25 protein-coding genes are annotated in these 25,871 nt (G+C 61.0%); 18 read left to right on the forward strand and 7 right to left on the reverse strand.

What is annotated here, in order from left to right; genetic code table 11:
* Positions 1-568: 568 nt before the first annotated feature.
* The 15 genes from flhD to ACQ4WO_RS12570 all read left to right on the forward strand — a co-directional run bounded on the left by flhD (position 569) and on the right by ACQ4WO_RS12570 (position 14,320).
* Complete coding sequence (gene flhD, locus ACQ4WO_RS12500; RefSeq protein ID WP_034758381.1) at positions 569-886, forward strand: flagellar transcriptional regulator FlhD; 318 nt, start codon at positions 569-571, stop codon at positions 884-886.
* A 136-nt stretch (positions 887-1,022) separates the two neighbouring features.
* Positions 1,023-1,583 (forward strand): flagellar transcriptional regulator FlhC, encoded by a 561-nt coding sequence (gene flhC, locus ACQ4WO_RS12505; protein WP_128139896.1) that lies wholly within the window; start codon positions 1,023-1,025, stop codon positions 1,581-1,583.
* A gap of 79 nt (positions 1,584-1,662) precedes the next feature.
* A complete protein-coding gene (locus ACQ4WO_RS12510) occupies positions 1,663-2,469 on the forward strand; it encodes a class I SAM-dependent methyltransferase (protein WP_436481726.1) in 807 nt (268 codons plus the stop codon).
* A gap of 218 nt (positions 2,470-2,687) precedes the next feature.
* The gene (gene motA, locus ACQ4WO_RS12515) at positions 2,688-3,548 is read left to right on the forward strand and encodes a flagellar motor stator protein MotA (RefSeq protein ID WP_034758373.1); all 861 of its coding nucleotides are present in this window, start codon (positions 2,688-2,690) and stop codon (positions 3,546-3,548) included.
* Positions 3,549-3,606: 58 nt separating this feature from the next.
* Positions 3,607-4,572 carry a flagellar motor protein MotB gene (gene motB, locus ACQ4WO_RS12520; RefSeq protein WP_128139894.1) on the forward strand — a complete coding sequence of 322 codons (966 nt, stop codon included), beginning with the start codon at positions 3,607-3,609 and terminating at the stop codon, positions 4,570-4,572.
* 46 nt (positions 4,573-4,618) lie between these two features.
* Positions 4,619-5,167 carry a hypothetical protein gene (locus ACQ4WO_RS12525; protein WP_034758366.1) on the forward strand — a complete coding sequence of 183 codons (549 nt, stop codon included), beginning with the start codon at positions 4,619-4,621 and terminating at the stop codon, positions 5,165-5,167.
* 83 nt (positions 5,168-5,250) lie between these two features.
* Entirely contained in the window at positions 5,251-5,616 is a 366-nt protein-coding gene (locus ACQ4WO_RS12530) for a response regulator (protein WP_034758362.1), read from the forward strand.
* Between the two features lie 43 nt (positions 5,617-5,659).
* Positions 5,660-7,861, forward strand: a complete 2,202-nt coding sequence (cheA, locus tag ACQ4WO_RS12535) for a chemotaxis protein CheA (RefSeq protein ID WP_436481728.1) — start codon at positions 5,660-5,662, stop codon at positions 7,859-7,861.
* Between the two features lie 30 nt (positions 7,862-7,891).
* Positions 7,892-8,398: a chemotaxis protein CheW gene (locus tag ACQ4WO_RS12540; RefSeq protein WP_034758356.1), complete on the forward strand. Its 507-nt coding sequence runs from the start codon at positions 7,892-7,894 to the stop codon at positions 8,396-8,398.
* Between the two features lie 195 nt (positions 8,399-8,593).
* The gene (locus tag ACQ4WO_RS12545) at positions 8,594-10,321 is read left to right on the forward strand and encodes a methyl-accepting chemotaxis protein (RefSeq protein ID WP_436481729.1); all 1,728 of its coding nucleotides are present in this window, start codon (positions 8,594-8,596) and stop codon (positions 10,319-10,321) included.
* A 70-nt stretch (positions 10,322-10,391) separates the two neighbouring features.
* Entirely contained in the window at positions 10,392-11,264 is an 873-nt protein-coding gene (locus ACQ4WO_RS12550; RefSeq protein WP_092712375.1) for a CheR family methyltransferase, read from the forward strand.
* Positions 11,265-11,273: 9 nt separating this feature from the next.
* The gene (gene cheD / locus ACQ4WO_RS12555; RefSeq protein ID WP_034758343.1) at positions 11,274-11,882 is read left to right on the forward strand and encodes a chemoreceptor glutamine deamidase CheD; all 609 of its coding nucleotides are present in this window, start codon (positions 11,274-11,276) and stop codon (positions 11,880-11,882) included.
* A 171-nt stretch (positions 11,883-12,053) separates the two neighbouring features.
* The gene (locus ACQ4WO_RS12560) at positions 12,054-13,124 is read left to right on the forward strand and encodes a protein-glutamate methylesterase/protein-glutamine glutaminase (protein WP_035826603.1); all 1,071 of its coding nucleotides are present in this window, start codon (positions 12,054-12,056) and stop codon (positions 13,122-13,124) included.
* A gap of 147 nt (positions 13,125-13,271) precedes the next feature.
* A complete protein-coding gene (cheY, locus tag ACQ4WO_RS12565) occupies positions 13,272-13,670 on the forward strand; it encodes a chemotaxis response regulator CheY (protein WP_026132837.1) in 399 nt (132 codons plus the stop codon).
* 197 nt (positions 13,671-13,867) lie between these two features.
* The gene (locus tag ACQ4WO_RS12570) at positions 13,868-14,320 is read left to right on the forward strand and encodes a hypothetical protein (RefSeq protein ID WP_436481730.1); all 453 of its coding nucleotides are present in this window, start codon (positions 13,868-13,870) and stop codon (positions 14,318-14,320) included.
* Positions 14,321-14,359: 39 nt separating this feature from the next.
* Here ACQ4WO_RS12570 and panC read toward each other — a convergent pair whose 3' ends face one another.
* The 5 genes from panC to metG form a co-directional block, all read right to left on the reverse strand.
* Positions 14,360-15,199: a pantoate--beta-alanine ligase gene (gene panC, locus ACQ4WO_RS12575; RefSeq protein ID WP_436481731.1), complete on the reverse strand. Its 840-nt coding sequence runs from the start codon at positions 15,197-15,199 to the stop codon at positions 14,360-14,362.
* A gap of 54 nt (positions 15,200-15,253) precedes the next feature.
* Positions 15,254-16,186 (reverse strand): segregation and condensation protein A, encoded by a 933-nt coding sequence (locus tag ACQ4WO_RS12580; RefSeq protein WP_436481732.1) that lies wholly within the window; start codon positions 16,184-16,186, stop codon positions 15,254-15,256.
* A gap of 17 nt (positions 16,187-16,203) precedes the next feature.
* A complete protein-coding gene (locus ACQ4WO_RS12585) occupies positions 16,204-16,413 on the reverse strand; it encodes a DUF3460 family protein (protein ID WP_035826611.1) in 210 nt (69 codons plus the stop codon).
* 107 nt (positions 16,414-16,520) lie between these two features.
* Entirely contained in the window at positions 16,521-17,000 is a 480-nt protein-coding gene (locus ACQ4WO_RS12590) for a GNAT family N-acetyltransferase (protein ID WP_034758490.1), read from the reverse strand.
* Positions 17,001-17,019: 19 nt separating this feature from the next.
* On the reverse strand, positions 17,020-19,173 hold the full coding sequence (metG, locus tag ACQ4WO_RS12595; protein WP_436481733.1) for a methionine--tRNA ligase: 2,154 nt from the start codon (positions 19,171-19,173) through the stop codon (positions 17,020-17,022).
* Between the two features lie 159 nt (positions 19,174-19,332).
* Between metG and apbC the strand changes: the two genes are divergently transcribed.
* The 3 genes from apbC to ACQ4WO_RS12610 all read left to right on the forward strand — a co-directional run bounded on the left by apbC (position 19,333) and on the right by ACQ4WO_RS12610 (position 22,806).
* Complete coding sequence (gene apbC / locus ACQ4WO_RS12600) at positions 19,333-20,421, forward strand: iron-sulfur cluster carrier protein ApbC (RefSeq protein ID WP_034758315.1); 1,089 nt, start codon at positions 19,333-19,335, stop codon at positions 20,419-20,421.
* 155 nt (positions 20,422-20,576) lie between these two features.
* A complete protein-coding gene (locus ACQ4WO_RS12605; protein ID WP_436481734.1) occupies positions 20,577-20,984 on the forward strand; it encodes a DUF4399 domain-containing protein in 408 nt (135 codons plus the stop codon).
* Between the two features lie 145 nt (positions 20,985-21,129).
* Positions 21,130-22,806, forward strand: coding sequence for an alkaline phosphatase family protein (locus ACQ4WO_RS12610; RefSeq protein ID WP_436481736.1), 1,677 nt, complete (start codon positions 21,130-21,132; stop codon positions 22,804-22,806).
* Positions 22,807-22,976: 170 nt separating this feature from the next.
* On the opposite strand, the gene ACQ4WO_RS12615 is transcribed toward ACQ4WO_RS12610, so the two are convergent.
* A complete protein-coding gene (locus tag ACQ4WO_RS12615) occupies positions 22,977-24,539 on the reverse strand; it encodes a phospholipase D family protein (protein WP_436481738.1) in 1,563 nt (520 codons plus the stop codon).
* A gap of 72 nt (positions 24,540-24,611) precedes the next feature.
* Positions 24,612-25,850, reverse strand: a complete 1,239-nt coding sequence (lysA, locus tag ACQ4WO_RS12620) for a diaminopimelate decarboxylase (protein WP_436481739.1) — start codon at positions 25,848-25,850, stop codon at positions 24,612-24,614.
* Between the last annotated feature and the right edge of the window lie 21 nt (positions 25,851-25,871).

Raw genomic sequence — 25,871 nt, forward strand, 5'->3', positions numbered from 1 at the left:
TTGCTTGAAGCTTAAAGTATTGTGCGGGAGCAGGCAGTGTAGCAAATCCACGCCGGAAAGCGGAATTTCCGCGCTCGATGAGGCGCGCGAAGTGCCTGCCTGCGGGGCGTCAACGAAAAAAATCACGATTTTTAAAAATATTTTTCAAATAGCCCTAAAGTTTTCCCAGGCGCCGCCGTCAACGATTACATGAACGGTGTCAAACCGGCCGAAAAAGAATGCGGATCTTTGAAATATTTTTCAAAAAAGCCCTAAAGTTCCCGTCCAGGCAGCCGTTATCTAGGTAGACAGGCTTGATTCCGATCAAGTTGTTGTAAAAAAGTGATATTTTTTGCAGGCCAAAAATTGGCTAAATCCGGCATGCAGCCAACCACTCACATCCGCGCCGTTACTGGCGTGCGACCATGATCGAGTAGTGTTTGTCAGACAAACACCTACGATCCCATCCGCCATTTCCCGACCAAAAATACAGCGCTGCGCCTCTGTTGCGTTTAATGTTGCTCCTGCAGAATGTATCTCACTGGCAACAAACAATGCCAGCTGAATTCAACGGATTGAGGAGATGGAAATGACTGCTAACGACATGATGGCTGAGATTCGCGACGCTAACCTGAGCTACCTGATGCTGGCCCAGCAAATGATTCGTGCGGACAAGGTAACCGCCATCTTCCGTTTGGGCATTGCCGCCGAAATCGCCGAACTGATCGAAGGCATGAGCAATGCGCAGATCCTGAAGCTCGCTGGCGGCAACATGATGCTGGCCCGCTTCCGCTTCGACGACAGCGCCATCCTGGGCATGTTGACGAACTACAATAAAGACCGCTCGCTGGCCCAGTCGCACGCAGCCATTCTGATGGCAGGCCAAGGCGTCGAAGAAATCGCTTAAGGTTCCCATCAAAACGTCCATGGCGGCGTTGCATTGCCTTGCCGTACATTCGTACTGTCTTCGGCAACGCGCCTTGCCCTGAGCATTTTGCTGGAAACCTTATTAGTCAGTATCAGTCAGTCGCGGAGTACACAGCATGGCCAAGAAAAGTGTCGTATCGGAAGCGCAGGAAATCCAGCTGGCCATCGAATTGATACAGCTGGGTGCCCGTTTGCAGCTGCTGGAGACGGAAGTCTCGCTGTCGCGCGAACGCCTGCTGAATCTGTACAAGGAATTGAAGGGCGTTTCGCCGCCCAAGGGCATGTTGCCGTTTTCCACCGACTGGTTCATCACCTGGCAACCGAATATCCATTCCTCGCTGTTCATCAATATCCACAAATTCCTCGTCGATCACGCCGGCGCCACGGGCATCGAAGCCGTGATGAAGGCCTATAAGCTGTATCTGGAGCAGATGCCGCCCGAAGCGGGCGAAGAGCCGCTGCTGTCGCTGACGCGGGCCTGGACCCTGGTGCGCTTTTTCAGCAGCAAAATGCTGGACATGGCGCCCTGCGGCAAGTGCGGCGGCAAGTTCGTCGTCAACTGCCTCGACCTGAACGCCGATTATGTGTGCGGCCTGTGCCACATGCCTTCGCGAGCCGGCAAGACCAAGAAGGCGCGCGATGAAGCGGCCGCTGTCGCGCCGGGCGCGCTTGCCTGAGTCGTGCATCTAAGTCGTACATATATATAAGACAGGGAGCAAGCCGGAGCCGGTCGCCTGACCGCACTCCGGCTTTTTCATGTCTTCATCGCTTACACTGGCGTTTTCCTTCTTTAACTTGCCCATGCTGCAACAAATCCTGCGCGCGCCCGCGCTCAAGGCCATCCTGATCCAGGTGCTGGCCTTTCCCTTGATGTTGCTATTGGTATATGGCCTGGCGCGCGCCGGCGTCGCCATGTCGCTGCCGGCCGTGGCGCTGGTGCAGGGCGTGCTGGCGGCGCTCATCACGTGGCGTGCGGGACTGGCGCGCTGGTGGTGCGCCATCGGCCTGCTGTTTGCGCCCGCCTTGCTGGCCGCCAGCCTGCTCGACTGGCCCCCGGCCGTGTTCCTGGCGGCCTTTGTTTTCCTGCTGAGCCTGTACTGGTCCACGTTCCGCACGCAAGTGCCGTTTTATCCGTCGGGGCCGAAGGTATGGCAGGCGGTAGCCGAGCTGATCGCGGACCGCCCCGGCGTGCGCCTGATCGATATCGGCAGCGGCCTGGGCGACCTGGTGCTGGACCTGGCGCGGCGCCGGCCCGATGGGCAGTTTTCCGGTATCGAACTGGCGCCGCTGCCGTGGCTGGCAAGCCGCTTGCGCGCGAAGCTGGCGGGCAGCCGCGCGCGCTTCCTGCGCGGCGACTACGAAGCGCTCGATTTCGGCCGCTACGATGTGGTGTTTGCCTACCTGTCGCCGGCGGCGATGGCAGCCCTGTGGAGCAAGGCGGAAAGGGAAATGTTGCCCGGTAGCATGCTTCTTAGTTACGAATTCCAGATTGCGGCACGCAAGCCCGATAAGACCATCGCCGCCACAGAGGGTGGTTCTTTGCTTTACATATGGTGCTTTTAAGCAATTGTCTGCGTTATTTGCTTGCCCGTGGGGCAATCTCACGTTATTGTAGTTCCACACGGCATTTTCTCGGAATTGCGTTGAAAAGCGGAGCATTTCAATTAACTTTCGGTTACTTTTTTGCCACTGTCCTTGCCGGCGGCGCAGCCGCCAGAAGACAGGAACAGGTTTGAACATGCCGGGCATACAGCCCCGGCCATTATTGGGAGTCAGGGCACTTGTTAGTCATAATCGGATACATCATCGTTTGCGCCTCGGTCTTTGGCGGCTTCGCAATGGCCGGCGGCCATCTGGCGGCGCTGTTCCAGCCGCTGGAGTTGCTGATGATCGGCGGCGCCGCCCTGGGCGCCTTCCTTGTTGGTAACAATAACAAAGCCATCAAGGCAACGATCGCCGCCTTGCCGAGCCTGTTCAAGGGTTCGCGCTACACCAAAGAGCTGTACATGGAACTGATGTCCTTGCTGTTCGAAGTGCTCAGCAAGGTGCGCAAGGAAGGCTTGATGTCGATCGAAGGCGATATCGACAAGCCCGAAGAAAGCCCGCTGTTTTCCAAGTACCCGGCAGTGCTGGCCGACCACCACATCGTCGAATTCATGACCGATTACCTGCGACTGATGGTGTCGGGCAATATGGACGCGTTCCAGATCGAAAACCTGATGGACAACGAAATCGAGACGCACCATCACGAAGGCGCCGTGCCGGCCCACGTGATCGCCAAGGTGGGCGATGGCTTGCCCGCGTTCGGTATCGTCGCCGCCGTGATGGGCGTGGTGCACACGATGGAGTCGGTGGGTATCCCGCCGGCCGAGCTGGGCATGCTGATCGCGCACGCGCTGGTCGGCACCTTCCTCGGCATCTTGCTGGCGTATGGTTTCGTCGGCCCGCTGGCCAGCCTGCTCGAACAGAAGCTGGAAGAGTCGAGCAAGATGTTCCAGTGCGTGAAAGTGACCTTGCTGGCCAGCCTGAACGGCTATGCGCCGGCGCTGGCCGTGGAGTTCGGCCGCAAGGTGCTGTTCTCGACCGAGCGCCCGACGTTCAATGAGCTCGAAGACCACATCAAGAAATCGAAAACGAAGTAAGCAGTGAATATACGCCTGGATACCATGAGTCATTTGCAGCACACGGAAGGGGGACGCCATGGCCGATGAAGGCATGCGCCCGATTATCGTCAAGCGTATCAAGAAGACAGCTGGCGGCCACCATGGCGGGGCGTGGAAGATCGCCTACGCCGACTTTGTCACGGCCATGATGGCCTTCTTCCTGCTGATGTGGCTGCTGGGCTCCACCTCGAAGGGCGACTTGAACGGCATTTCCGAATTCTTCAAGACGCCGCTGAAAGTGGCGATGGCGGGCGGCTCCGGCAGCGGCGAGAGCAATTCCGTGATCCAGGGCGGCGGCCAGGACTTGTCGCGCCAGGATGGGCAGGTGCGCAAGGCGCAGGAAGAGCAGCAGCGCAAATCGTTCGATCTCAATTCCGCCAAGGCCGCGCTCGAACGTGAGGAAGGCAAGCGCCTGCAGGCGCTCAAGGCACGCATCGAAGCGACCATCGACGCCAATCCCCTGCTGAAAAAATACAAGAACCAGTTGCTGCTCGATATCACCAGCGAAGGCTTGCGCATCCAGATCGTCGACGAGCAGAACCGTCCAATGTTTGCGCTTGCCAATGCGAACCTGCAACCGTACACCAAGGAAATCCTGCACGCGATCGGCTTCGTGCTCAACGAAGTGCCAAACCGCATCGGCCTGTCCGGCCATACGGATTCGACGCCCTATATGAGCGATGCCGGCTACAGCAACTGGGAATTGTCGGCCGACCGCGCGAATGCGTCGCGGCGCGAACTGGTGATCGGCGGCATGAAGGAAGAAAAAGTCTTGCGCGTGGTGGGGCTGGGTTCGGCCGCCCACCTGGACAAGCTCGATCCCTTCAATCCGATCAACCGGCGCATCAGCATCATCGTCATGAACAAGCGCACGGAAGAAAATGTCCTGCGCGATGGTTCGGCGATCGAGCTGCCGGTGACCGATGCCGCTTCCGCCGCTGTCGCGTCAGGGCTGGCGGCCGGTGCGCCGCCCGCTCCCGCCCCGGCTGCGGCGAAAAAATAACACGCAAGGCTGTCGACGCGTGGTGTATTGAAACAATGAGACCTTTATGACAAGAAAGAAAATACTTGGCTCGCATGTAAAGCGCCTGCTGTCTGGCGTGTCGGACCATGGCCGCAAGCACTTGACGGAGGTGGAAACCGACCTGGTGCAGACCGGCATCTTGCTGGAAGAGGCGATCGAGAAGCTGTCCTTCAATTTCATGGCGATACACGCAGCCGTTGCTGCGCAGCAAGACACCATCGCCTTGCTGCTCGACGGCGGTATTCCGGCCGAGCAGCAGCGGGAAAAACTGCTGGCGTTACAGGATGAGGTGGGAGGCTATGTGAATGCGGCCATCACCAGCCTGCAGTTCCAGGACATGACCAGCCAGCTGATCGAGCGCACCTTGAAGCGCGTGACGGGCTTGCGCGAGTTCCTCGGGACCCTGGGCGAGCATGGCGCGGAGATGTTGCCGGAGAGCGACAATGAAGAAATTGTCGCCTTGCTGGGGCGGGTCAGCATGGCGCTGGCGATTCAAAGCCTGGAGTTGCGCAGCGTGCTGCGCAAGGCTGTCAGTCAACAGCATTTGGAAAGTGGCGACATCGAGCTGTTCTAGCATGCCAGTGCGGAGCGCTTGTGGTTGCATGGATTGATTAATCAAATACTCGGGCAGGATGCCCGGAATAAGTGGGAGCAAAGATGGCCAAAACGATACTTGCAGTGGACGATTCCAGCTCATTGCGCCAGATGGTGGCGTTCAGCCTGAAAGCCGCCGGTTACCAGGTGGTGGAGGCCGTCGACGGCCAGGACGGACTGGAAAAAGCCAAGCTGCAAACCGTGGACCTGGTATTGACGGACCAGAACATGCCGCGCATGGATGGCCTGGAACTGATCAAGCTGTTGCGTGAACTGCCGACCTATCAGAAGGTACCCATCCTGATGCTGACGACGGAGTCGTCGGACGAGATGAAATCGAAAGGCCGTGCCGCCGGCGCCAATGGCTGGCTGGTCAAGCCGTTCGATCCGCAACGCCTGATCGAAGTGGTCAAGAAGGTGATCGGCTGATGCCAGCCGCGCAGTGCAATGATGCAATTGACGGAGTCACCCTATGACCATCGATATTAGCCAGTTTTTTCAGGTCTTTTTCGATGAGGCCGAAGAACTGCTGGCTGAAAAGGAACGGCTGCTGCTGGCCGTCGATATTGCGGCGCCCGACGCCGAAGACCTGAATGCCATTTTCCGCACCGCCCATTCGATCAAGGGCGGCGCATCGACGTTCGGCCTCTCCGACATGAGCGAAGTGACGCACATCCTCGAGTCGCTGCTCGACCGCATCCGTCAGGGCCAGATGGCCCTGACGGCGGAACACGTCGACGCCTTCTTGGCGGCCAAGGATATCCTCAAGATGCAGCTTGACGGTCACCGTCTGGGCAGCGCCGTCGACCAGGATGCCGTGGCCAATGTGCGCATGATGCTGCAGTCGTTCTCGCAGGACGTGCCCGTGGCTGCGCTCACGCCCGTCGCACCGGCCTTCCATACGGCGGAAAAAGCAGCCGTCAGCCATGCCGGCGGCCATCGCATCCGCCTGGAACTGCCAGCCATGGAGCCGCGCGAAGTCGATGCGCTGGCGGCCGAACTGGGCTTGCTGGGCGATGTCGCCGTGTCCGCCTTGCCCGACGCGCGCAAGGTGCTGGAAGTGACGACGCATGAAAGCCTCGACGATATCCTGGCCATCTGCTCGTTCGTGCTCAATCCTGACGACATGGTCATCACGCAGGCGCCACCACTGGCGCCAGGCGAAGCCGAAGCGGCCCGCGCGGCGCAGGAAAAAGCCCAGGGCTACGGTTTCTTCGACCCGCTGCCAGGCACGCCAGCCGCGCAGGGCACGACGGACCCCGGTTATGGCTTCTTCCAGCCGCTCGAGGATATCCGCGCCGCCGCCGGCGTGCAGAGCGACGCCGAACAGGGCTACGGATTCTTCCAGCCCCTCGAACAGATACGCGCCGATGCCGCCAAGGCGGGCAACGCCAGTGCCGTAGCCGCGCCGGCCGTGGCCAGCGCCGTGGCCGAGGCGGAGCAGGAAAAGAAACCGGCCAAGAAAGAAGGCGACAAGGCCGGCGCCGAATCGTCGTCGATCCGCGTCTCGATCGAGAAAGTCGACCAGCTGATCAACCTGGTGGGCGAACTGGTGATCACGCAGGCGATGATCGAGCAGCGCGCCAGCGCGCTCGACCCGATGTTGCATGAAAAGCTGCTCGACAGCGTCAGCCACCTGACGCGCAACACGCGCGACTTGCAGGAAGCGGTGATGTCGATCCGCATGATGCCGATGGATTTCGTCTTTTCGCGCTTCCCGCGCATGGTGCGCGACCTGGCCACGAAACTGGGCAAGAAGGTCGATTTCATCACGAATGGCGCCGCCACGGAACTGGACAAGGGCCTCATCGAGCGCATCGTCGATCCGCTCACGCACCTGGTGCGCAACAGTATCGACCATGGCGTGGAAATGCCGGCTGCCCGCGTGGCCGCCGGCAAGACCGAAGCGGGCCGCTTGTTCCTTTCGGCCAGCCACCAGGGCGGCAACATCATCATCGAAGTATCCGATGATGGCGCGGGATTGAACCGCGAACGCATCCTGGCCAAGGCCGCGCAGCAGGGGCTGGACGTGTCCGAGACGATGAGCGACGCCGACGTGTGGCAGCTGATTTTCGCGCCCGGCTTTTCCACCGCCGAAGCCGTCACCGACGTGTCGGGCCGCGGCGTGGGCATGGATGTCGTCAAGCGCAATATCAGCGCCATGGGCGGCGTCGTCGACATTCGTTCGGCAAAAGGCTTCGGCACGACGATTTCCATCTCGCTGCCGCTGACCCTGGCCATCCTCGACGGCATGTCGATCAGAGTCGGCGACGAAGTGTATATTTTACCGCTGGGCTTTGTCATCGAATCGCTGCAGCCAGCCGTTGAAGACATCAAGGACATCAGTGGCAAGGGGCAAGTGGTGAAAGTGCGCGGCGAATACCTGCCATTGATCCCGCTGTACCAGATGTTCGACATCGCGCCGCGCTTTACCAGCCCTTCGGAAGGCATCTGCGTGATCCTCGAGACGGAAGGACGCAAGGCGGCCCTGTTTGTCGACGACCTGGTGGGACAGCAGCAAGTCGTGGTGAAAAACCTCGAATCGAATTACCGCAAGGTGGTGGGCATTTCCGGCGCCACCATTCTGGGCGATGGCGGCGTGTCGCTGATTCTCGATGTCGCCGCCCTGATCCGTTCCTCGCGCCAGCTGGCTGACGAGTCCATTTTTTCGTAATACCGATAGATAAAGATAGGAAAACGCACCATGTCAGATACTCAACAAACATCCGGAAGCAATGCGGGCGACGGCAAGGACATCGCCGGCCGTGAATTCCTGGCCTTCACCCTGGGCTCCGAAGAGTACGGCATCGATATCCTGAAGGTCCAGGAAATCCGCGGTTACGAAGCGGTCACCCGCATCGCCAACGCGCCTGAATTCATCAAGGGCGTGATCAACCTGCGCGGCATCATCATTCCCGTGGTCGACATGCGCATCAAGTTCAACCTGGGTACGCCCGTGTACGACCAGTTCACGGTGGTGATCATCCTGAACATCGGCGGCCGTATCGTCGGCATGGTGGTCGACAGCGTTTCCGACGTCACCACCCTGACGCCGGAGCAGGTGAAACCGGCGCCGGAAATGGGCACCGCCTTCTCGACCGACTACATGATCGGCCTGGGCACCATCGACGAGCGCATGCTGATCCTGGTCGACATCGACAAGCTGATGTCGAGCAGCGAGATGGGCCTGATCGACAAGCTGGCGGCGTAAGCCACCGCATGGCAGCAAGGCGGCGCCCGGTGCGCCGCCGTTTTACCACGCAAAGAATCACTACAGATATGCATGTACCGGCGCGAGCAGTCGCTAGAGGCGCGCCGGCAGGCTGCAAGGTCCGACAGAGACCAGGCCACAACACGGCGCCGTCCGGTTGAACGGGCGCCGTTCACATAAATATTGGAGACTGTAATGAGTTTGCGCGATTTCAAGATAGGCACCCGGCTGGGGATAGGTTTTGGCAGCATTCTCGCCATCCTGGTGGTGGTGATCGTTTCGGCGAATGCACTGAATTACCGTAACAAGGCCCAGCTGCTCACGGGCCTGGAGCTGGCAAGCGAAAAGAATACGCAGGCGTCGCTGATGAAAAGCGCGATGCTGGAAACCGGTATCGCCATGCGCAACATCGGCTTGCAGGGCGATGTGGCCCTGATGCAGGCGGAAGAGGGCAAGGTGCGCGAGCAGCGCAAGCTGTACGACGGTGCGCGCGGCAAGCTGGCCACCCTGGGCCTGTCCGATGGCGAGAAGGCGCTGCTGGCCAATATCGCCAAGGTCGACGGCGAAGTCGATGCCGCCTTCAAGGAAGCGATGGGGCAGGTGCTGGCGTTTAACAGCGAGGGCGCGGCGAAGGTGATCGCCACCCGCATCGATCCCTTGAACAAGACGACCCTGGCCGATATCAACAAACTGCTCGACTTGCAGCACGTGGCGCAGCAAAGCTTCATGGACGACTCGCTGGCGGCCGATGCGCGCCTGATGACGGTACTGTTCATCCTGGGCGGCGCGGCGGTGGCGATCGGCGCCTGGTGCGCCATCTTCATCACGCGCTCGATCACGGTGCCATTGTCCGGCGCAGTGGCCGTGGCGCAGAAGGTGGCGGCCGGCGAACTGACGTCGCGCGTGGTGGTCGAAGGCAAGGATGAAACGAGCGCGCTGCAGCAGGCGCTCAAGGACATGAACGAGAGCCTGGTGCAGACCGTCAGCGACGTACGCAAGGGAACGGAAACCATCACCGTGGCGTCGCGCGAGATCGCCAGCGGCAATGCGGACCTGTCGGCGCGTACGGAAACGCAGGCCAGTTCGCTCGAAGAGACGGCGTCGTCGATGGAAGAGCTGACGTCGACCGTGAAGCAGAACGCGGACAACGCGCGCCAAGCCAACCAGCTGGCCGTGTCGGCATCGTCGGTGGCGGAGCAGGGCGGCAAGGTGGTGGCGCAAGTGGTCGATACCATGGGTTCCATCAAGGACAGCTCGCGCAAGATCGTCGACATCATCGGCGTCATCGACGGCATTGCGTTCCAGACGAATATCCTGGCTTTGAATGCGGCCGTCGAAGCGGCGCGCGCAGGCGAGCAGGGACGCGGTTTTGCGGTGGTGGCGTCGGAAGTGCGCAACCTGGCCCAGCGATCGGCCGGCGCAGCGAAGGAAATCAAGGGCCTGATCGGCGACTCGGTCGACAAGGTCGATGCCGGTAGCCGCCTGGTGGACGAGGCGGGGCAGACCATGGGCCTGATCGTCACGTCGATCCGGCAGGTGGCCGATATCATGGGCGAGATCACGGCGGCGACGCAGGAACAGAGCCACGGCATCGAAGAGGTCAACCAGGCCATCGCGCAGATGGACCAGATGACGCAGCAAAATGCGGCGCTGGTCGAGGAAGCGGCGGCCGCCGCCGAAAGCATGCAGGAGCAGGCGCAGAATCTGGGCGACGCCGTCAGCATCTTCAAGCTCGACGGCGAGAGCGCGGCGCAGGCGGCCATGCCCGCACCCGCGCCAGCGCCGGTAGTAAAAGCGGCGGCACGGCCGGCACCGAGTGTGGCGGCAAATACAGGGCGGTTGGCACAGGCGGCGCAAGCCGGTACGCCACCGCCCGCGAAAAAGCTGGCGGCGGCCGGCGGCGACGATTGGGAAGAGTTCTAACGCCAACCCGGTCCCGCTAGTTATACTTGCAAAGGCATTGGTCAGAGTAGTCATAGAGAGGTAAAAACAAATGCCGCAAACTAAAACGGATTCGGTCAAGGAATTTGATTTCACTGGCAAGGACTTCGAACGGGTCCGCGCCATGATTTACAAGCGGGCCGGTATCGCGCTGGCCGACAGCAAGCAGGAAATGGTCTACAGCCGCCTGGCCAGGCGATTGCGCGCGACCGGCATCTCCTCGTTCGTCCGCTACCTGGACGACCTGGAAGCGGGCCGCATGGGCGACGAGTGGGAAGCGTTCACGAATGCGCTGACGACCAACCTGACGTCGTTCTTCCGCGAGGCGCATCACTTCCCGCTGCTGGCCGAGCATGTGAAAAAACTGAGCGGGCCGATCACCATCTGGTGTTCGGCCAGTTCCACCGGCGAGGAGCCGTACTCGATCGCCATGACGGTGTGCGAGGCGTTCAATACGCTCACGCCGCCTGTCACCATCATCGCCACGGACATCGACACGAACGTGCTGGCCACGGCCGCCAATGGCGTCTACAACCTGGACCGGCTCGACAAGATGCCGGCCGACCGTGCGCGGCGCTTTTTCTTGCGCGGCAAGGGCGACCGCGAAGGACAGGTGCGGGTGCGTCCGGAACTGCGCCAGATGATCACCTTCAAGCCGCTCAACCTGCTGGCCGACAGCTGGCCGGTGACGGGGCAGTTCGACGTCATCTTTTGCCGTAATGTGATGATTTATTTTGACAAGGCGACGCAGCGCAAGATCCTGTCGCGCTTTGTGCCACTGATGAAGCCCGATGCCCTGCTGTTCGCTGGCCATTCGGAGAATTTTCTGTACGTGTCGGATTCATTGAAGCTGCGCGGTAAAACAGTCTATGAGCTCGACCAGCCTCGGGGCGCCGCGCCCAAGGCAACGTCGCATCGTACATGAGAGTGAAATATGAGCCTGGAATCCAAAGAGCAATTCGCCACTAACGTCTATTACGACAGGACGTTCAATTGTGACGCCGCCAAGATCTTGCCTGGTGAGTACTACTTTACCAACAAGGACATGCTGATCGTCACCGTGCTTGGCTCCTGTGTCTCGGCCTGCATCCGCGACCGTGTCACGGGCCTGGGCGGCATGAACCATTTCATGCTGCCCGATGGCGGCAGCGATCCGAACAGCCCGATTTCCGCGTCGATGCGCTATGGCACCTACGCCATGGAAATCCTGATCAACGATTTGCTGAAGGCGGGCGCGCGGCGCGAGAACATGGAAGCGAAAGTGTTCGGCGGCGGCGCCGTGCTGCGAGGCTTCACGGCGATCAACGTCGGCGAACGCAATGCGGCCTTCGTCATCAATTACCTGAAAGCGGAAAAGATGCGCGTGGTGGCCGAAGACCTCAACGACATCCACCCGCGCAAGGTCTACTTCTTCCCCCGCAGCGGCAAGGTGCTGGTGAAAAAGCTGATGCAGACGCATAACGATACCCTGGTACGCCGCGAACTCGATTACGCCAGCCGCTTGAAAGTGGCACCGGTCGGCGGCGAAGTCGAGTTGTTTTAATAGTGTGAGATATAGATAACAACACCTGGTCACGCCGTAGCGAGCGGATGGGACTTGTGGCCGAGACGCGCAGCTGTGCTTTAGCACAGTGAGCATCGGAGGCCGCAAATCGCGACGCGCAGTAGGCGGGATCAGGTGCTTTAGTGGGCCGGTAGGCCCAAAGGAAAATATATGAAGATCAAAGTATTGATCGTGGATGACTCGGCGCTGATCCGCAGCGTCATGACGGAAATCGTGAACAGCCAGCCCGACATGGAAGTGGTGGGTGCGGCGCCCGATCCGCTGGTGGCGCGCGAGATGATCAAGCAGACCAACCCCGACGTGCTGACCCTCGACGTCGAGATGCCGAAGATGGATGGCCTCGATTTCCTGGAAAAACTGATGCGCTTGCGCCCGATGCCGGTATTGATGGTGTCGTCGCTGACCGAGCGCGGTTCTGAAATCACCATGCGCGCGCTGGAATTGGGCGCCGTCGATTTCGTCACCAAGCCGAAGATTTCCATCCAGAGCGGCATGCGCGAGTACACGGACATGATCGCCGACAAGATCCGCGCCGCCTCGAAGGCGCGCATCCGCGCGCGCACACTGCCATCGGCCGGCGACAAGGTGGCAGCGCCGCTGCCGGCGCTGCGCAGCCCATTGACGTCGAGCGAAAAGCTGATCATCGTGGGCGCGTCCACGGGCGGCACGGAAGCGATCCGCGAATTCCTCATGCAGATGCCGTCCGATTGCCCCGGCATCCTGATCACGCAGCACATGCCGGAAGGCTTTACGCGCTCGTTCGCGCGCCGCCTCGATTCGCTGTGCAAGATTTCGGTGCAGGAAGCGGCGGGCGGCGAACGCGTGCTGCCCGGCCACGCCTACATCGCGCCCGGCCATTCGCACCTGACCCTGACGCGCAGCGGCGCCAACTACATGACCAAGATCGACCAGGGCGAACCGGTCAACCGCCACCGCCCGTCCGTCGATGTGCTGTTCCGTTCAGCCGCGCAATCGGCCGGTAAAAACGCCGTTGGCGTCATCCTCACCGGCATGGGCAAGGATGGCGCACAAGGCATGTTGGAGATGAAGGCCGCAGGAGCGTATAATTTTGCGCAGGATGAAGCCAGTTGCGTGGTGTTCGGCATGCCGCGCGAGGCGATCGCTGTCGGTGCTACGCATGAGGTCGGCGCTCTGACGGCGCTGCCTGGCATGGTGCTGGGACACCTGGCGGCGCACGGTATGCGTGCTTTGCGCGTGTAAGCCACGTTTTATATGATCTGAGGCAAGTTTGTTCGCCTAAAAGCAACGAAAATGCTATCCTACAACTTGCTGCCGTAGTGTCGACCATAATGTCGGCATTCATGTCGATATTATTAACAAACCGCTACAGAAACAACGGAGTTATTCATGGCTGATCCAAAGATGAAATTTTTAGTCGTTGACGATTTTTCGACGATGCGCCGCATTGTCCGGAATCTGTTGAAGGAACTGGGTTATGCCAACGTCGATGAGGCGGAAGACGGCGTGATGGGCCTGGCCAAGCTGCGCGCGGAATCGTTCGATTTCGTCGTGTCGGACTGGAACATGCCAAACATGGATGGCCTGACGATGCTGCAGCATATCCGCGCCGATCCCGCACTGGCCAAGCTGCCCGTGCTGATGGTCACCGCCGAAGCGAAAAAAGAAAACATCATCGCCGCCGCGCAAGCTGGCGCCAGCGGTTATGTCGTCAAGCCGTTCACGGCCGCGACCCTCGATGAAAAATTGAACAAGATTTTCGAGAAGCTGGAAAAGGCCGGCGCCTGATCCAGGCTTAACCGTTATCAAGAAAACGCTGCCCGTGCAAACCGGCAGCGTTTTTTTCGTCCGATTGCACCGATCACATGAGATTGCGCAAAAGAATTAAATATTTCCTAAAGTTAACTTTACACGTCAAATAATTTGGCCCATCATCGCTGCAGTATTTCCCCTTTGTCCCCGCCCCCGACAAGAAGGAGCACGCGATGCGTCGAGCACCCGTATTATTTTTCGCCCTGAGCACGGCCCTGTTGGCGGCCTGTGGCGTGAGCCTTGAACAAACCGCCGTTGCGCCTGTCGCGTCTGTCGAGATGCAGGAGCCGGCCGCGCAGGCGCCTGCCGAAGCCGATGGCCGGCATGCCTATCTGCACCGCGTGGGCGGCCATGATTATGTCAGCCTGAGCCAGAGTGGCCCCGAGGGCGGCTTGCCCATCCTCACGGGCACGCAGCGCCACGCGCGCGCCATCCGCCTGCTGGCGGCCGATCCGGCCCAGGTAAGGGCCATCCTGCGCAGCCTGAGGCTGCCTGCGAACCAGCGCAAACTGTGGGCAGGAGAGGAAATCGTGCTCGACGCGGCCAGCTATGACATGTTGCAAGCGGCCCGCGGCAGCAACAAGCCGCTGTTTGCCGAACTCAAGCTGGTAGGGATGGAGAAGTAGAGAAAGAAACGGGGCCGAATGGCCCCGTTGTGATTGCGCTTAGATTTCCAGGTTGTCGATCAATCTGGTTTGTCCCAGTTTGGCGGCGGCCAGCACCACCAGCGGTTCGCCGGCGGCCAGTTCGGCGGCGCTAGGCGCTTGCAGGTTGGCGCGCTTGCGCACGGCGATGTAGTCCGATTTCCAGCCGCGGCTGTTCAACAGCCGCATGCTGGCCTGTTCCAGTTCGCCCACGGCCAGATTGCCCTTGCGCACTTCCTCGGCCACGAAATTAAGTCCCTTGAACAGTTCCGGCGCTTCCGCGCGTTCGCTTTCCGATAAATACATATTGCGCGACGATAAGGCCAGGCCATCGTCCGCGCGGTAGGTTTCGGCAGCGATGATTTCCGTCGGCAGCGCAAACTGGCGTGCCATGTTGCGGATGATCATCAGCTGCTGGTAATCCTTCTTGCCGAACACGGCCACTCGCGGACCCACGCACGAGAACAGCTTGGTGACGACCGTACACACGCCTTCAAAGAAGCCGGGGCGAAATTCGCCTTCCAGGGTATTGCCCAGGTCATCTGGCGGGCGCACGCGGTATTCCTGCGGTTCCGGGTACAGTTCCTTTTCCGTCGGGGCGAATAGCACGTACACGCCTTCCTTTTCCAGCTTGGCGATGTCGGCCGCCATGGTGCGCGGATATTTTTCGAAATCTTCGTTCGGGCCGAATTGCAGGCGGTTCACGAAGATCGAGGCGACGACGGGGTCGCCATGCTTGCGCGCCAGGCGCATCAGCGACAGATGGCCTTCGTGCAGGTTGCCCATGGTTGGGACGAACGCCGTGCGCAGCTGTCCGCTGAGCTGGTCGCGCAATTCTTCGATGTCGGAAATAATTTTCATGGATTGCTTTCGCTAAAACCCCGTTGTACGGTGGTCAGTGACAAAGGGAAGGGGTCAGGCGGGCGAATAGGCCAGCCGGACGTAGATGGGGGCAAACGGTTCTGCCTGCGTGATTTCGATCAGGGTTTCCTTGGCCAGTTCCAGCAGGGCCACGAAGTTGACCACCACCACGGGCACGCCGCCGGCAATGTCGAACAGTTCGCTGAACTCGACGAAGCGCGACGATTGCAAATGGCGCAGGATGCTCGACATGTGCTCGCGCACGGACAGTTCCTGGCGGCTGATGCGGTGGTGCTGGGTCAGCTTGGCCCGCTTCAGCACGTCGAGCCACGCCTGTTGCAAGTCCACCGGTTCCACGTCGGGCCAGGTGGGCGTCAGGCTTTGCTCGATGAAAATCTGCGTGCGCACGAAATCGCGCTCGAACTGGGGGATGGCGTTCAGGTCGTAGGCGGCCAGCTTGATCTGCTCGTACTCGAGCAGCCGGCGCACCAGTTCGGCACGGGGGTCGCCGCCATCTTCCTCGACGTCGCTTTTGCGCGAAGGCAAGAGCATGCGCGACTTGATCTCGATCAGCATGGCCGCCATCAACAGATACTCGGCGGCCAGTTCCAGGTTGCGCACGCGGATCTGGTCGACATATTTCAGATATTGCAGGGTCACCTGCGCCATCGGGATATCGAGAATGTTGAAGTTTTGCTTGCGGATCAGGTAGAGCAGCAAATCGAGCGGGCCTTCGAAGGCTTCGAGGAAGATTTCCAGCGCGTCCGGCGGAATGTACAAATCCGTCGGCATGCGCATCATCGGCTCGCCATACAGGCGGGCGATGCCCAGCGGGTCGGAGGCGGGCGCCGCGTCCGTTACTGCCGTGGCGGATGCTGCAGGGTCGCCGCTGCCGTCGCCTTCAGCGACAGGTTCGGGCGACTCGATGACTGCGCCGGCGCCGGAAGCGTCGGCTACCGGCGTGACTGCAGACTCTTCAGGCAACATCGTGCCGGTTCCAGATCTTAGTTCTTGTTCTGGTAAACGTAAGCCTGTTGCTTGACGGCCGACGCCAGCTGGCGCTCCTGCTCATCGATGCTGACGGCCGGCTTGTCCCACAGCAGGGCGCGGCCCGCTTGCTGGCCCGCTTCCATGCCAGGATTCTTGGCCTTCAGTTCGGCGATGAACAAGGTGTGGTCGGATACGTAGTTGGTGTGTTTTGCAGGCAGTTTCATATTTTCTTCTGAGTGTCTTATGGGTAAGGTCAGCCGGCCGTATTTTACCGCGCCGTGCGGCTTGGCGGGTTGTTGTATCGGCAAGTCCGGGGCGAAATTGCTAAAAATCAATAACGCAGCAAACGCCGCATCACCATCGGCGCCGGTTCTGCGGGGTTGGCGTGCGAATATTCCAGTTCTTCGGCCAGGTCGAATTCGAAGGCCGCATAAAAATCGATCAGCTTGCGCTGGTCGCGCCGCACGGCCAGGCGCAATTCCTCGGCCTGGCACGACAGGCCGTGATGAATGATGGCTTCGAGCAAGTGCTGCGAGACGTGGCTGCCCCGGTAAGCGGGCAGCACGCCCATGCGTGAAATCTTCCAGATGGCGGGGTCGCTGTCGAGCGGCATCCAGCGCAGCGAACCGGCGGGAATGTCGTCGATCAGCAACAGAAAACCGCCGCCGTGGCGCAATTGCTCCGCCACTTGCTCGGCCGTCTCGTGGTGTCCACTGGACGAGGCGGCCACCTTGCCGGCCCACGCGGCGCGGGTCAGCTCGGCCATCAGTTGTGCATCGGCATTTGTTGCTTCGCGCACCACGATATTCATCATCGGTCCTTGTGGTGGCTTAGCGGATGCGCATGCCAGGTTCGGCGCCCGGCCACGGGTTCAGGATGTAGATGCCTGGATTCGCCTTCTCGTCGACGGCGGACGCGGCCATGACCATGCCTTCCGAAATGCCGAACTTCATCTTGCGCGGCGCCAGGTTGGCCACCAGCACCGTCAGCTTGCCGATCAGTTCTTCCGGCTGATAAGCCGAGCGGATGCCGGAAAATACATTGCGCAAGCGGCCTTCGCCCGCATCCAGGGTCAGGCGCAGCAGCTTGTCCGAGCCGTCGACCAGTTCGCAGTTGACGATTTTCGCGATGCGCAGGTCGACCTTGAGGAAGTCGTCGATCTTGATCTCGGGCGCCAGTTCTTCGATGGCGGCAGCGGCCGGCGCAACGGATGCGGCGTCATTCGCGGCGTCGCCGGCCGGCGCGGCAATGGCAGCAGCTTGCGGCGCGTCGAACAGCGCTTCGATCATCTTCGCATCCATGCGCGTCATCAAATGGCTATAGGCGCCGATGGTACGGCCCAGCATGCTGTTCGAGACGGCGTCGCCGAACACTTGCGTGTCGGCCCAAGTGAATTCTGCGTCGTTGAGGAACGATGCCACGTTCTTCGCCACGCCCGGCAGGACCGGCGACAGCAAAATCGTCAACTGGCGGAACAGGATCAGGGCTGTCGTGCACACGTCGTGCAGTTCCGCCGTCTTTTCGACGTCCTTGGCCAGGATCCACGGCTTGTTTTCATCGACATACTGGTTGGTGATGTCGGCGATTTCCATGATTTCGCGCAAGGCCTTGCCAAATTCGCGGTTCTCGAAGTGGGCGGCGATGCTGGCCTGGCGCTCGACGATGACGCCGTTGGCGTCCACCGTCAGCGCGCGGTTGATCCAGCTTTGCGCGCCTTCCGACAGCGTCGATGCCAGCTTGCCGTTGAAACGCTTGGCGATGAAGCCGGCGCAGCGGCTGGCGATGTTCACGTACTTGCCGATCAGATCGCTGTTCACGCGGGCAACAAAATCTTCGCCATTGAAGTCCAGGTCTTCCACTTTCGAGTTCAGCTTGAATGCGATGTAGTAGCGCAGCCATTCCGGGTTCATGCCCAGGTCCAGGTAGCGCAGCGGCGAAATGCCCGTGCCGCGCGACTTCGACATTTTCTCGTTGTTGACCGTCAGGAAGCCGTGCACATTGACTTTCAGTTTGTCGATCACCGGGTGATTGGCGAACTTCAGCATGGCGGGCCAGAACAGCAAATGGAAGGAAACGATATCCTTGCCGATGAAGTGGATCTGTTCCGTCGACGGGTCATTCAGGAAGGCGTCGAAATCGATGCCTTTCTTGTCGCAATAGTTTTTCAGGCTGGCCAGGTAACCGACGGGCGCATCCATCCACACATAGAAGAATTTACCTGGTGCATCGGGAATCGGGATGCCGAAGTAGGGCGCGTCGCGCGAGATATCCCAGTCGGCCAGCTTTTCACCGGCTTCGCCCAGCCACTCGCTGACCTTGTTGACCATTTCCGGCTGCAAGCGGCCTGGCGTGTTGAGCCAATCCTTGAGGAATTCGAAGCAGCGCGGGTCGGACAGCTTGAAGAAATACTGTTCCGACGGCTTCATCACGGGCGTCGCGTTGGTAAACACGGAGAACGGGTTGACCAGGTCGGTCGGCTGGTAAGCGGCGCCGCACACTTCGCAATTGTCGCCGTACTGGTTCTTGGCGCCGCATTTCGGGCATTCGCCCTTGATGTTGCGGTCGGCCAGGAACATGCCTTTGACCGGGTCGAAGAAGCGGTCGACGGTTTTCGTGACGATCAGGCCCGTATCGCGCAGCTTGCGGTAGATCGATTGCGACAGGTCGACGTTTTCCGGCGAATCGGTCGAATACCAGTTGTCGAAGGCGATATGGAAGCCATCGAGGTACTGGGCGCGGCCGGCCGCGATGTTGGCGACGAATTGCTGCGGCGTGATGCCTTCCTTTTCGGCGGCGATCATGATCGGCGTGCCATGCGTATCGTCGGCGCCCACAAAGTGCACTTCACGGCCGGCCGCGCCATCGCGTTGCATTCGCTGGAACCGGACCCAGATATCGGCCTGGATGTATTCCATGATGTGGCCAATGTGAAAAGCGGCGTTTGCGTAAGGCAGGGCAGTGGTGACGAACAGCTTGCGAGTCATGATTGATGCACTTTTGGGATGGATAATAGGACATTTTAACAGCGGAAAGGCAATATGAGCAGATGCAGCGCCGGCAAGTGATGCTTTTGCCGCCATCGCACCATGCAAATTGCGCTAGACTGCGCGTATTGCACATATGTAGTACACACGGAGATTTACATGAGCATCACAGTAGAAGACGTCAAGGCCGCGCTGGCCCAGGTTATTGATCCAAATACACATAAAGATTTCGTTTCCAGCAAAACCGTCAAGAATCTGAAGGTCGATGGCGATGATATTTCCCTCGACATCGAACTGGGCTACCCCGCCAAAAGCCAGATCGACCTGATCCGCAAATCCGTGCTGGCCGCCTTGCGCGTGCTGCCGGGTGTGGGCAACGTCAGCGTGGGCGTGTCGTCGAAAATCATTTCGCACACGGTGCAGCGCGGCTTGAAGCCGATGAGCAACGTGAAAAACATCATCGCCGTCGCTTCCGGCAAGGGTGGCGTTGGTAAATCGACCACGGCCGTCAACTTGGCCCTGGCCCTGGCGGCTGAAGGCGCCACCGTCGGCATGCTCGACGCCGATATCTACGGCCCGTCGCAACCGATGATGCTGGGCATCAGCGGCCAGCCGAAGACCCTCGACGGCAAGAGCATGGAGCCGATGGAAAACCACGGCCTGCAAGTGTCGTCGATCGGCTTCATGATCGATCCGGACGAGCCGATGGTGTGGCGCGGTCCGATGGTCACGCAAGCCTTGCAGCAATTGCTCGACCAGACCAACTGGCGCGACCTCGATTATTTGATCGTCGACATGCCCCCAGGCACGGGCGACATCCAGCTGACCCTGTCGCAGAAAGTGCCCGTCACGGGCGCCGTCATCGTCACGACGCCGCAGGACATCGCACTGCTGGATGCGCGCAAGGGTTTGAAAATGTTCGAGAAAGTCGGCATTCCTATCCTCGGCGTGGTGGAAAACATGAGCACGCACATCTGCTCGAACTGCGGCCATGCGGAAGAAATCTTCGGCGCCGGCGGCGGCGCGAAGATGTGCGCGGACTTTGGCGTGGAATTCCTCGGCGCCTTGCCGCTGACCATGGCGATTCGCCAGCAGACGGATTCGGGCACGCCCACCGTCGTGGCCGAGCCGGAAGGCCCCGTCGCCGTCATCTACAAGCAGATCGCCCGCACCATCGCGATCAAGGTGGCGGAAAAGGCGAAGGATATGACGAGCAAGTTCCCGAGCATCGTCATCAAGAACGACTAAACGTTGGGTCATGGGGTCAGATCCGCCGGGGGAGTGCATCCCAATAGGATGCGCTCCGATCGCGAAGCGACTGGCCCCAGCAGCTCCCCGGCGCCATGGTCGCCAGGAATATGGTTTCATGCAGTCCGTGTTGTTATTAAACAAGAGGAGACATCATGCAATTGACCACCGTATTCCTGCGTAAGGCAGCCGTCATGATCGCCGGCAGCCTGCTGGCCGCCAGCGCGTTTGCGCAATCCGTTTCCTTCGTCGAGCCAGCCGATGGCGCGACAGTGACGAGCCCGTTCAAGGTCAAGTTTGCCATCAAAGGCATGGACGTCAAGCCGGCCGGCGACATGACGGCCAAGACGGGCCACCATCATCTGCTCATCAATATGGGGCCGATGAAGGCGGACGAGATGATACCCATGGATGACAAGCATTTGCATTTCGGCAAAGGACAAACGGAAACGGACGTCACCTTGCCGCCGGGCCAGTACACGCTTACCATGCAGTTCGCCAACGGCGCGCACCAGTCATATGGCCCGGAGTTGAGTAAAAGCATTAAGGTGACGGTCAAGTAAGCCAGGCATAGTCAAGTCATCTGTTTCGGCATCGGGCCGGGTTCCAGCAATGGGGTCTGGCCTTTTTCTTGTTATTGCTTTTTGTCATTATTGTGTCATATAGTCGGCGTATGCTGCCCGGTGGCCTAACTTTTGATGAGCGGATATGACGAAACATTTCTCCCTTTCCCGGCAGCTGGCGCAGGCGCTGCTGCTGGTCGCTGGCGTTGCGGCGTGCCAGGCGCATGCGGCCAAGGTGGTTCCCAATGCTGCGGCGCAGCCGAAGCTGGTCGTGGTGTTGGTAGTGGACGGCTTGCCGCAAGAGCAGGTGACGCGCTACCGCGACCAGTTCGGCCAGGGCGGCTTCCGCCGCCTGCTGGAGCAGGGCGCATGGTTCAGCGATGCGCACCAGGCGCATGGCATCACGGTCACAGCCATCGGCCACTCGGCCGTGCTGTCCGGCGCCTACCCGTACCAGCATGGCGTGATCGGCAATAACTGGATCGATCCCGTCACGAAAAAATCCGTGTACTGCACCGAGGATGGCAATTTCCATTACATCGGCGAAGACACGCAACCCGATGACGGCACGGCGCCGACCAGGCTGCGCGTGAGCACCCTGGGCGACGAATTGCGTTACTCGACGGGCGACAAGGCCAAGGTCGTCACCGTGTCGGGCAAGGACCGCGGCGCCATCCTGCTGGCCGGGAAAACGGGCACGGCCTATATGTACATGGAAAAGACGGGCAATTTCGCCAGCAGCACCTATTATATGCAGCAGCATCCGCAATGGGTGCAGCGCTACCAGGCGGCCAAGCCGCAGGACCGTTATTACGGCAAGAGCTGGACGCCGCTGCTGGCCGATTCGGCCTATGCGCGCGACGCCCGTGATGATCTTGTGGCGGCCAAGCCGGGCGCGCGCAACACCTTCCCGTTCGCCTATTACAGCGACAGCGGCAAGCTCGATGGCGAGTACTACAGCCGCCTGAAATCCGGCCCCTTCCTCGATGAACTGACCCTGGAATTCGCCGGTGCCGCCATCGATGGCGAAAACCTGGGCCGCAACCCGGCCGGCGTGCCCGATATCCTCGGCGTGAGCCTGTCCGCACACGACTACGTGAACCATGCCTACGGCCCGGAAAGCAAGATGTCGCACGACCATCTGCAGCGCCTGGACCGCATGCTGGCCGGTTTCTTTCTTGACCTGGATAAAAAAGTCGGCATGGATAACGTGCTCGTGGTGCTGACGGCCGACCATGGTTTCGCCAACGTGCCGGAATTTTCCGAAACGCGCGGCTTTTCCGCCAAGCGCATCGACGGCGCCAAACTGGTCGATGCGCTGAACCAGCACCTGGCCGCAACCCTGGGCATCGACAAGCTGGTGACGGCGTCGTCGCTGCCGAATATCTACCTCGATTACGCGCTGGCGGAAAAGAGCGGCGTCCATCGCGCTGCCCTGGAAGACGCGGCGGCCCGCTTTCTGATGCAGCAGGACGGTCTGGCCCAAGTCTACACGCGCACGCAGATGGAAACGGGAGCCGTCGCCACGCGCATGGATACGCTGATGCGCCGCGCCTGGAACCGCCAGCTGTCGGGCGACCTGATGCTGGTGACAAAGCCGGCCTGGTACTTCGGCAAGGGCAGCGGCGGCACCTCGCACGGCACGCCATACACGTATGACACCAACGTGCCGCTGATGGTGTTCGGCCCCCGCAGGATCAAGCCGGGCGCCTATGGGCAGTACGCGGAAGTGGTCGACATTGTGCCGACGCTCGCCCACCTGCTGCGCATACGCCAGCCGTCGGCGTCGGAGGGGCGGATTTTGACGGAAGCGGTGCGCTAAGGCTCTTGGACTGTGGTGTTGTCGGCTTACGCGCTGCGCGCTAAGCCGACCTACGCGGTTTGCGTGTCGGCGCCGCCACCAACACGACCGGCGTTGGCCTTGCGAAGAGCGTAGGTCGGATTAGCGGGGCAAAGCCCCGCGTAATCCGACGACATCGTTGGCAAAACCGCTTACAACAGCCAGTCTATCGGCAGCACCGACAGAATCGCCACCCCCATGCGCTTCCACACGCTGGTGCCCGGTTCCGTGTCGTAGCGCGTGGTGGCGCCGCTGGCGTCGCGGGCGAGCCAGTACAGCGCGCCGTCGTCGCCAAGCAGCACCTGGTAGGCGCGCTGCGGGATCGTGCTGCGCATGGCTAGGCCCAGCTGGCTGGCCAGCTCGGGGCTGTCGATGACGAGGCCCATTTCCGTGTTCAATTCGATCGAGCGCGGGTCGAAGTTGAACGAGCCGACAAAGATGCGCTGGTCGTCGACGGCAAAGGTCTTCGCATGCAGGCTCGATGCGGAACTGCCGAAGCGCCCTGTCTGTTCGCGCGCATCGCCCGCGTCCCACGAGCGGCGCGATTCGTACAGCAGCACGCCCGCTGCCAGCAGCGGTTTTCTCCACTTCGCATAACCGGCATGCACGGCCGCCACGTCGGTCGCTTCCAGCGCATTCGTCAGGATGCGCACGCCCACGCCCTTTTTCGCCAGGTCGGAAAAGGCTTGCGTGCCCGATTTGCCGGGCACGAAATACGGCGACACCAGGTCCACTTCCTTTTCCGGCACGCCCAGCAGGTTTTGCAGGTTTTCCGCCACGCCCGTGCCGGGCCTGGCCTTGTCCAGCACCTTGGCCGGGTCGTCGCTGACCATGCGCGTCCTGGCCCATTCGAAGGGCAGGGTGCGTTCCATCATCTGCTTGACGAAGGGCGAGGTGCGCAGCGCCTGCACGTATTCCTCGGCCGCCTCGGTGTCGTCGATGCGGTCCGCCTCGGCGGCGATGGTGGCCGCGTCGCCTTCGACAGGGCTCGTCAGCAGCAGCCTGGCCGGGTAGGCCGAGGCGCTGTTCCAGTAGCGGTCGAAATCGTGCGAGACGTCATCGACGACGGGGCCGATGGCCAGCACGTCCAGGTCGGCGAACAGCACGTCGCCGGCCGCGCCAAAATATTCATCGCCCACATTGCGCCCGCCGACGATGGTGGCCTGGTTGTCGGCCGTGAACGACTTGTTGTGCATGCGCCGGTTGAGGCGCGAAAAATCCGTGGCAAAGGCGAGTGCGCGCGGCGCGCGGGGAATAAAGGGATTGAACAGGCGGATTTCCAGATTCTGCTGCTTGCCCAGCATGGTCAGGGTCTGGTCCAGACCCGCCGTGTTGTTATCGTCGAGCAGCAGGCGCACGCGCACGCCCCGTTCGGCCGCCTGGCGCAAGGCATCGAACAGCAGGGTGCCCGTGATGTCCTTGTGCCAGATGTAGTACTGCACGTCCAGGCTGCGCTGCGCCGCGGCGGCCAGCAGGGCGCGCGCGGCAAACGCGTCGCGCCCGTCGACCAGCGGGTAAATGCCGGACACGCCCGGATGCTGCGCCACCATGGGCGCAATGGCCGTGGCCAGCTGGGTATGCTTTGTGTCGGCGATGACGGTGGAGGGGGTGCGGCTTTCCAGCGAGGGCAGCGAAGCGCAGCCGGCGAGGACGGCGGACAGCAGCAGGGGCAGCAAGAAACTGCCGCTGCGGCGGGCAAGGGTGGTGGCGGGCATGGCGGGCTTTCATCGAGTTGCCCCGATGTTAGCAGATGCGCATGCCCGCACGCGGCGCGCTGTTGAAGCCGCTTAGAGTTGTTCCAGCGCGATCAGCTCGGCCACCGTCTGGCGGCGGCGGATCAAGCGGGACTGCTCGCCATCGACCAGGTATTCGGCCGCATGAGGGCGGCTGTTGTAGTTCGACGACATTGACGCGCCATACGCGCCCGCGCCTTCGAAGACGACGTAGTCGCCCACCTGCGCCGCTGGCAGCAGACGTGTTTCGACCACGCCGCCATCACACTGGGTAAACACGTCGCCCGATTCGCACAGGGGGCCGCCGACGACGGTAGCGCGCTGGGCGTTCAATGCGCGGCCATCATGCGCGATCACCGACATTTCATGGTAGCTGCCGTACATGGCGGGGCGCATCAGTTCATTAAAGCCCGTATCGAGCAAGGTGAAGTGGTTGCCGCCCATTTGCTTGGTGGCGCGCACTTCGGCCACCAGCAAGCCCGCGTCGGCCACGAGGAAGCGGCCCGGTTCGATTTCCAGGTGCACGGGATGGCCCAGGTGCGCCTCGATCTGCTTGCGTGCCGCATCCCACAGCTCGAAGTAGTGATTCGTGTCGACGGGCTGCTCGCCTTCGCGGTAAGGCACGGACAGGCCGCCGCCCGTGGAAATGGCTTCCAGGTCGTGGCCCATGTTCTTCACCAGGTCGACCATGGTGCCGCAGACGGTTTCCAGGTGACTGTAGTCGACGCCCGAGCCGATGTGCATGTGCAGGCCCACCAGGTGCAGGCCATGCGCCCGGATGACGGCCAGCGCCTCCGGCAGCTCTTCGTGCCAGATACCGTGCTTGCTGTTTTCGCCGCCCGTGTTGGTCTTGTTGCTGTGGCCATGGCCATAGCCGGGATTGATGCGCAGCCAGACGCGGTGGCCTGGCGACACAGGGCCCAGCTGGCGCAGCATGTCGACGGAGCCGCAATTGACTTCAATTTTTGCCGCCGCCACGCGCGCCAGGGTGGCGCGGTCGAACAGGTCGCAGGTAAACACCACGCCAGCGGCGCCATGCGTTTGCGCCGGCGTGAAGCCTGCCTGCAGCGCGCGTTCGATTTCGCCCAGCGAGACGGCATCCACGTGCACGCCCGCTTCGCGCATCAATGTCAGCAGATGGATGTTCGAATTGGCCTTTTGCGCGAAGCGCACCGTGTCGAATTGCGCCAGTTGGGCGATGCGCGCGCGGATGGTGGCCGCGTCATACACCCACAATGGCGTGCCGTGTTCCTGGGCGAGTTGGGCGAGGGTGGCGTCTGGCACTGGTTTCATGGTGGTTGTCTTTGTCATGTT

It is taken from the genome of Janthinobacterium aestuarii (assembly GCF_051380835.1).
In the GTDB taxonomy this organism is placed as follows: domain Bacteria; phylum Pseudomonadota; class Gammaproteobacteria; order Burkholderiales; family Burkholderiaceae_D; genus Janthinobacterium; species Janthinobacterium aestuarii.

What these genes read in the sequence shown, in the direction of transcription:
- lysA (WP_436481739.1), bottom strand. Translation starts at nt 25,850, where the DNA reads ATGAAACCAGTGCCAGACGCCACCCTCGCCCAACTCGCCCAGGAACAC.
- metG (WP_436481733.1), bottom strand. Translation starts at nt 19,173, where the DNA reads ATGACTCGCAAGCTGTTCGTCACCACTGCCCTGCCTTACGCAAACGCC.
- ACQ4WO_RS12585 (WP_035826611.1), bottom strand. Translation starts at nt 16,413, where the DNA reads ATGAAACTGCCTGCAAAACACACCAACTACGTATCCGACCACACCTTG.
- ACQ4WO_RS12570 (WP_436481730.1), top strand. Translation starts at nt 13,868, where the DNA reads ATGCGTCGAGCACCCGTATTATTTTTCGCCCTGAGCACGGCCCTGTTG.
- ACQ4WO_RS12580 (WP_436481732.1), bottom strand. Translation starts at nt 16,186, where the DNA reads ATGTTGCCTGAAGAGTCTGCAGTCACGCCGGTAGCCGACGCTTCCGGC.
- ACQ4WO_RS12530 (WP_034758362.1), top strand. Translation starts at nt 5,251, where the DNA reads ATGGCCAAAACGATACTTGCAGTGGACGATTCCAGCTCATTGCGCCAG.
- ACQ4WO_RS12605 (WP_436481734.1), top strand. Translation starts at nt 20,577, where the DNA reads ATGCAATTGACCACCGTATTCCTGCGTAAGGCAGCCGTCATGATCGCC.
- motB (WP_128139894.1), top strand. Translation starts at nt 3,607, where the DNA reads ATGGCCGATGAAGGCATGCGCCCGATTATCGTCAAGCGTATCAAGAAG.
- ACQ4WO_RS12550 (WP_092712375.1), top strand. Translation starts at nt 10,392, where the DNA reads ATGCCGCAAACTAAAACGGATTCGGTCAAGGAATTTGATTTCACTGGC.
- apbC (WP_034758315.1), top strand. Translation starts at nt 19,333, where the DNA reads ATGAGCATCACAGTAGAAGACGTCAAGGCCGCGCTGGCCCAGGTTATT.
- cheY (WP_026132837.1), top strand. Translation starts at nt 13,272, where the DNA reads ATGGCTGATCCAAAGATGAAATTTTTAGTCGTTGACGATTTTTCGACG.
- ACQ4WO_RS12525 (WP_034758366.1), top strand. Translation starts at nt 4,619, where the DNA reads ATGACAAGAAAGAAAATACTTGGCTCGCATGTAAAGCGCCTGCTGTCT.
- ACQ4WO_RS12560 (WP_035826603.1), top strand. Translation starts at nt 12,054, where the DNA reads ATGAAGATCAAAGTATTGATCGTGGATGACTCGGCGCTGATCCGCAGC.
- ACQ4WO_RS12510 (WP_436481726.1), top strand. Translation starts at nt 1,663, where the DNA reads ATGTCTTCATCGCTTACACTGGCGTTTTCCTTCTTTAACTTGCCCATG.
- flhD (WP_034758381.1), top strand. Translation starts at nt 569, where the DNA reads ATGACTGCTAACGACATGATGGCTGAGATTCGCGACGCTAACCTGAGC.
- ACQ4WO_RS12590 (WP_034758490.1), bottom strand. Translation starts at nt 17,000, where the DNA reads ATGAATATCGTGGTGCGCGAAGCAACAAATGCCGATGCACAACTGATG.
- ACQ4WO_RS12615 (WP_436481738.1), bottom strand. Translation starts at nt 24,539, where the DNA reads ATGCCCGCCACCACCCTTGCCCGCCGCAGCGGCAGTTTCTTGCTGCCC.
- panC (WP_436481731.1), bottom strand. Translation starts at nt 15,199, where the DNA reads ATGAAAATTATTTCCGACATCGAAGAATTGCGCGACCAGCTCAGCGGA.
- ACQ4WO_RS12540 (WP_034758356.1), top strand. Translation starts at nt 7,892, where the DNA reads ATGTCAGATACTCAACAAACATCCGGAAGCAATGCGGGCGACGGCAAG.
- ACQ4WO_RS12545 (WP_436481729.1), top strand. Translation starts at nt 8,594, where the DNA reads ATGAGTTTGCGCGATTTCAAGATAGGCACCCGGCTGGGGATAGGTTTT.
- flhC (WP_128139896.1), top strand. Translation starts at nt 1,023, where the DNA reads ATGGCCAAGAAAAGTGTCGTATCGGAAGCGCAGGAAATCCAGCTGGCC.
- ACQ4WO_RS12610 (WP_436481736.1), top strand. Translation starts at nt 21,130, where the DNA reads ATGACGAAACATTTCTCCCTTTCCCGGCAGCTGGCGCAGGCGCTGCTG.
- cheD (WP_034758343.1), top strand. Translation starts at nt 11,274, where the DNA reads ATGAGCCTGGAATCCAAAGAGCAATTCGCCACTAACGTCTATTACGAC.
- cheA (WP_436481728.1), top strand. Translation starts at nt 5,660, where the DNA reads ATGACCATCGATATTAGCCAGTTTTTTCAGGTCTTTTTCGATGAGGCC.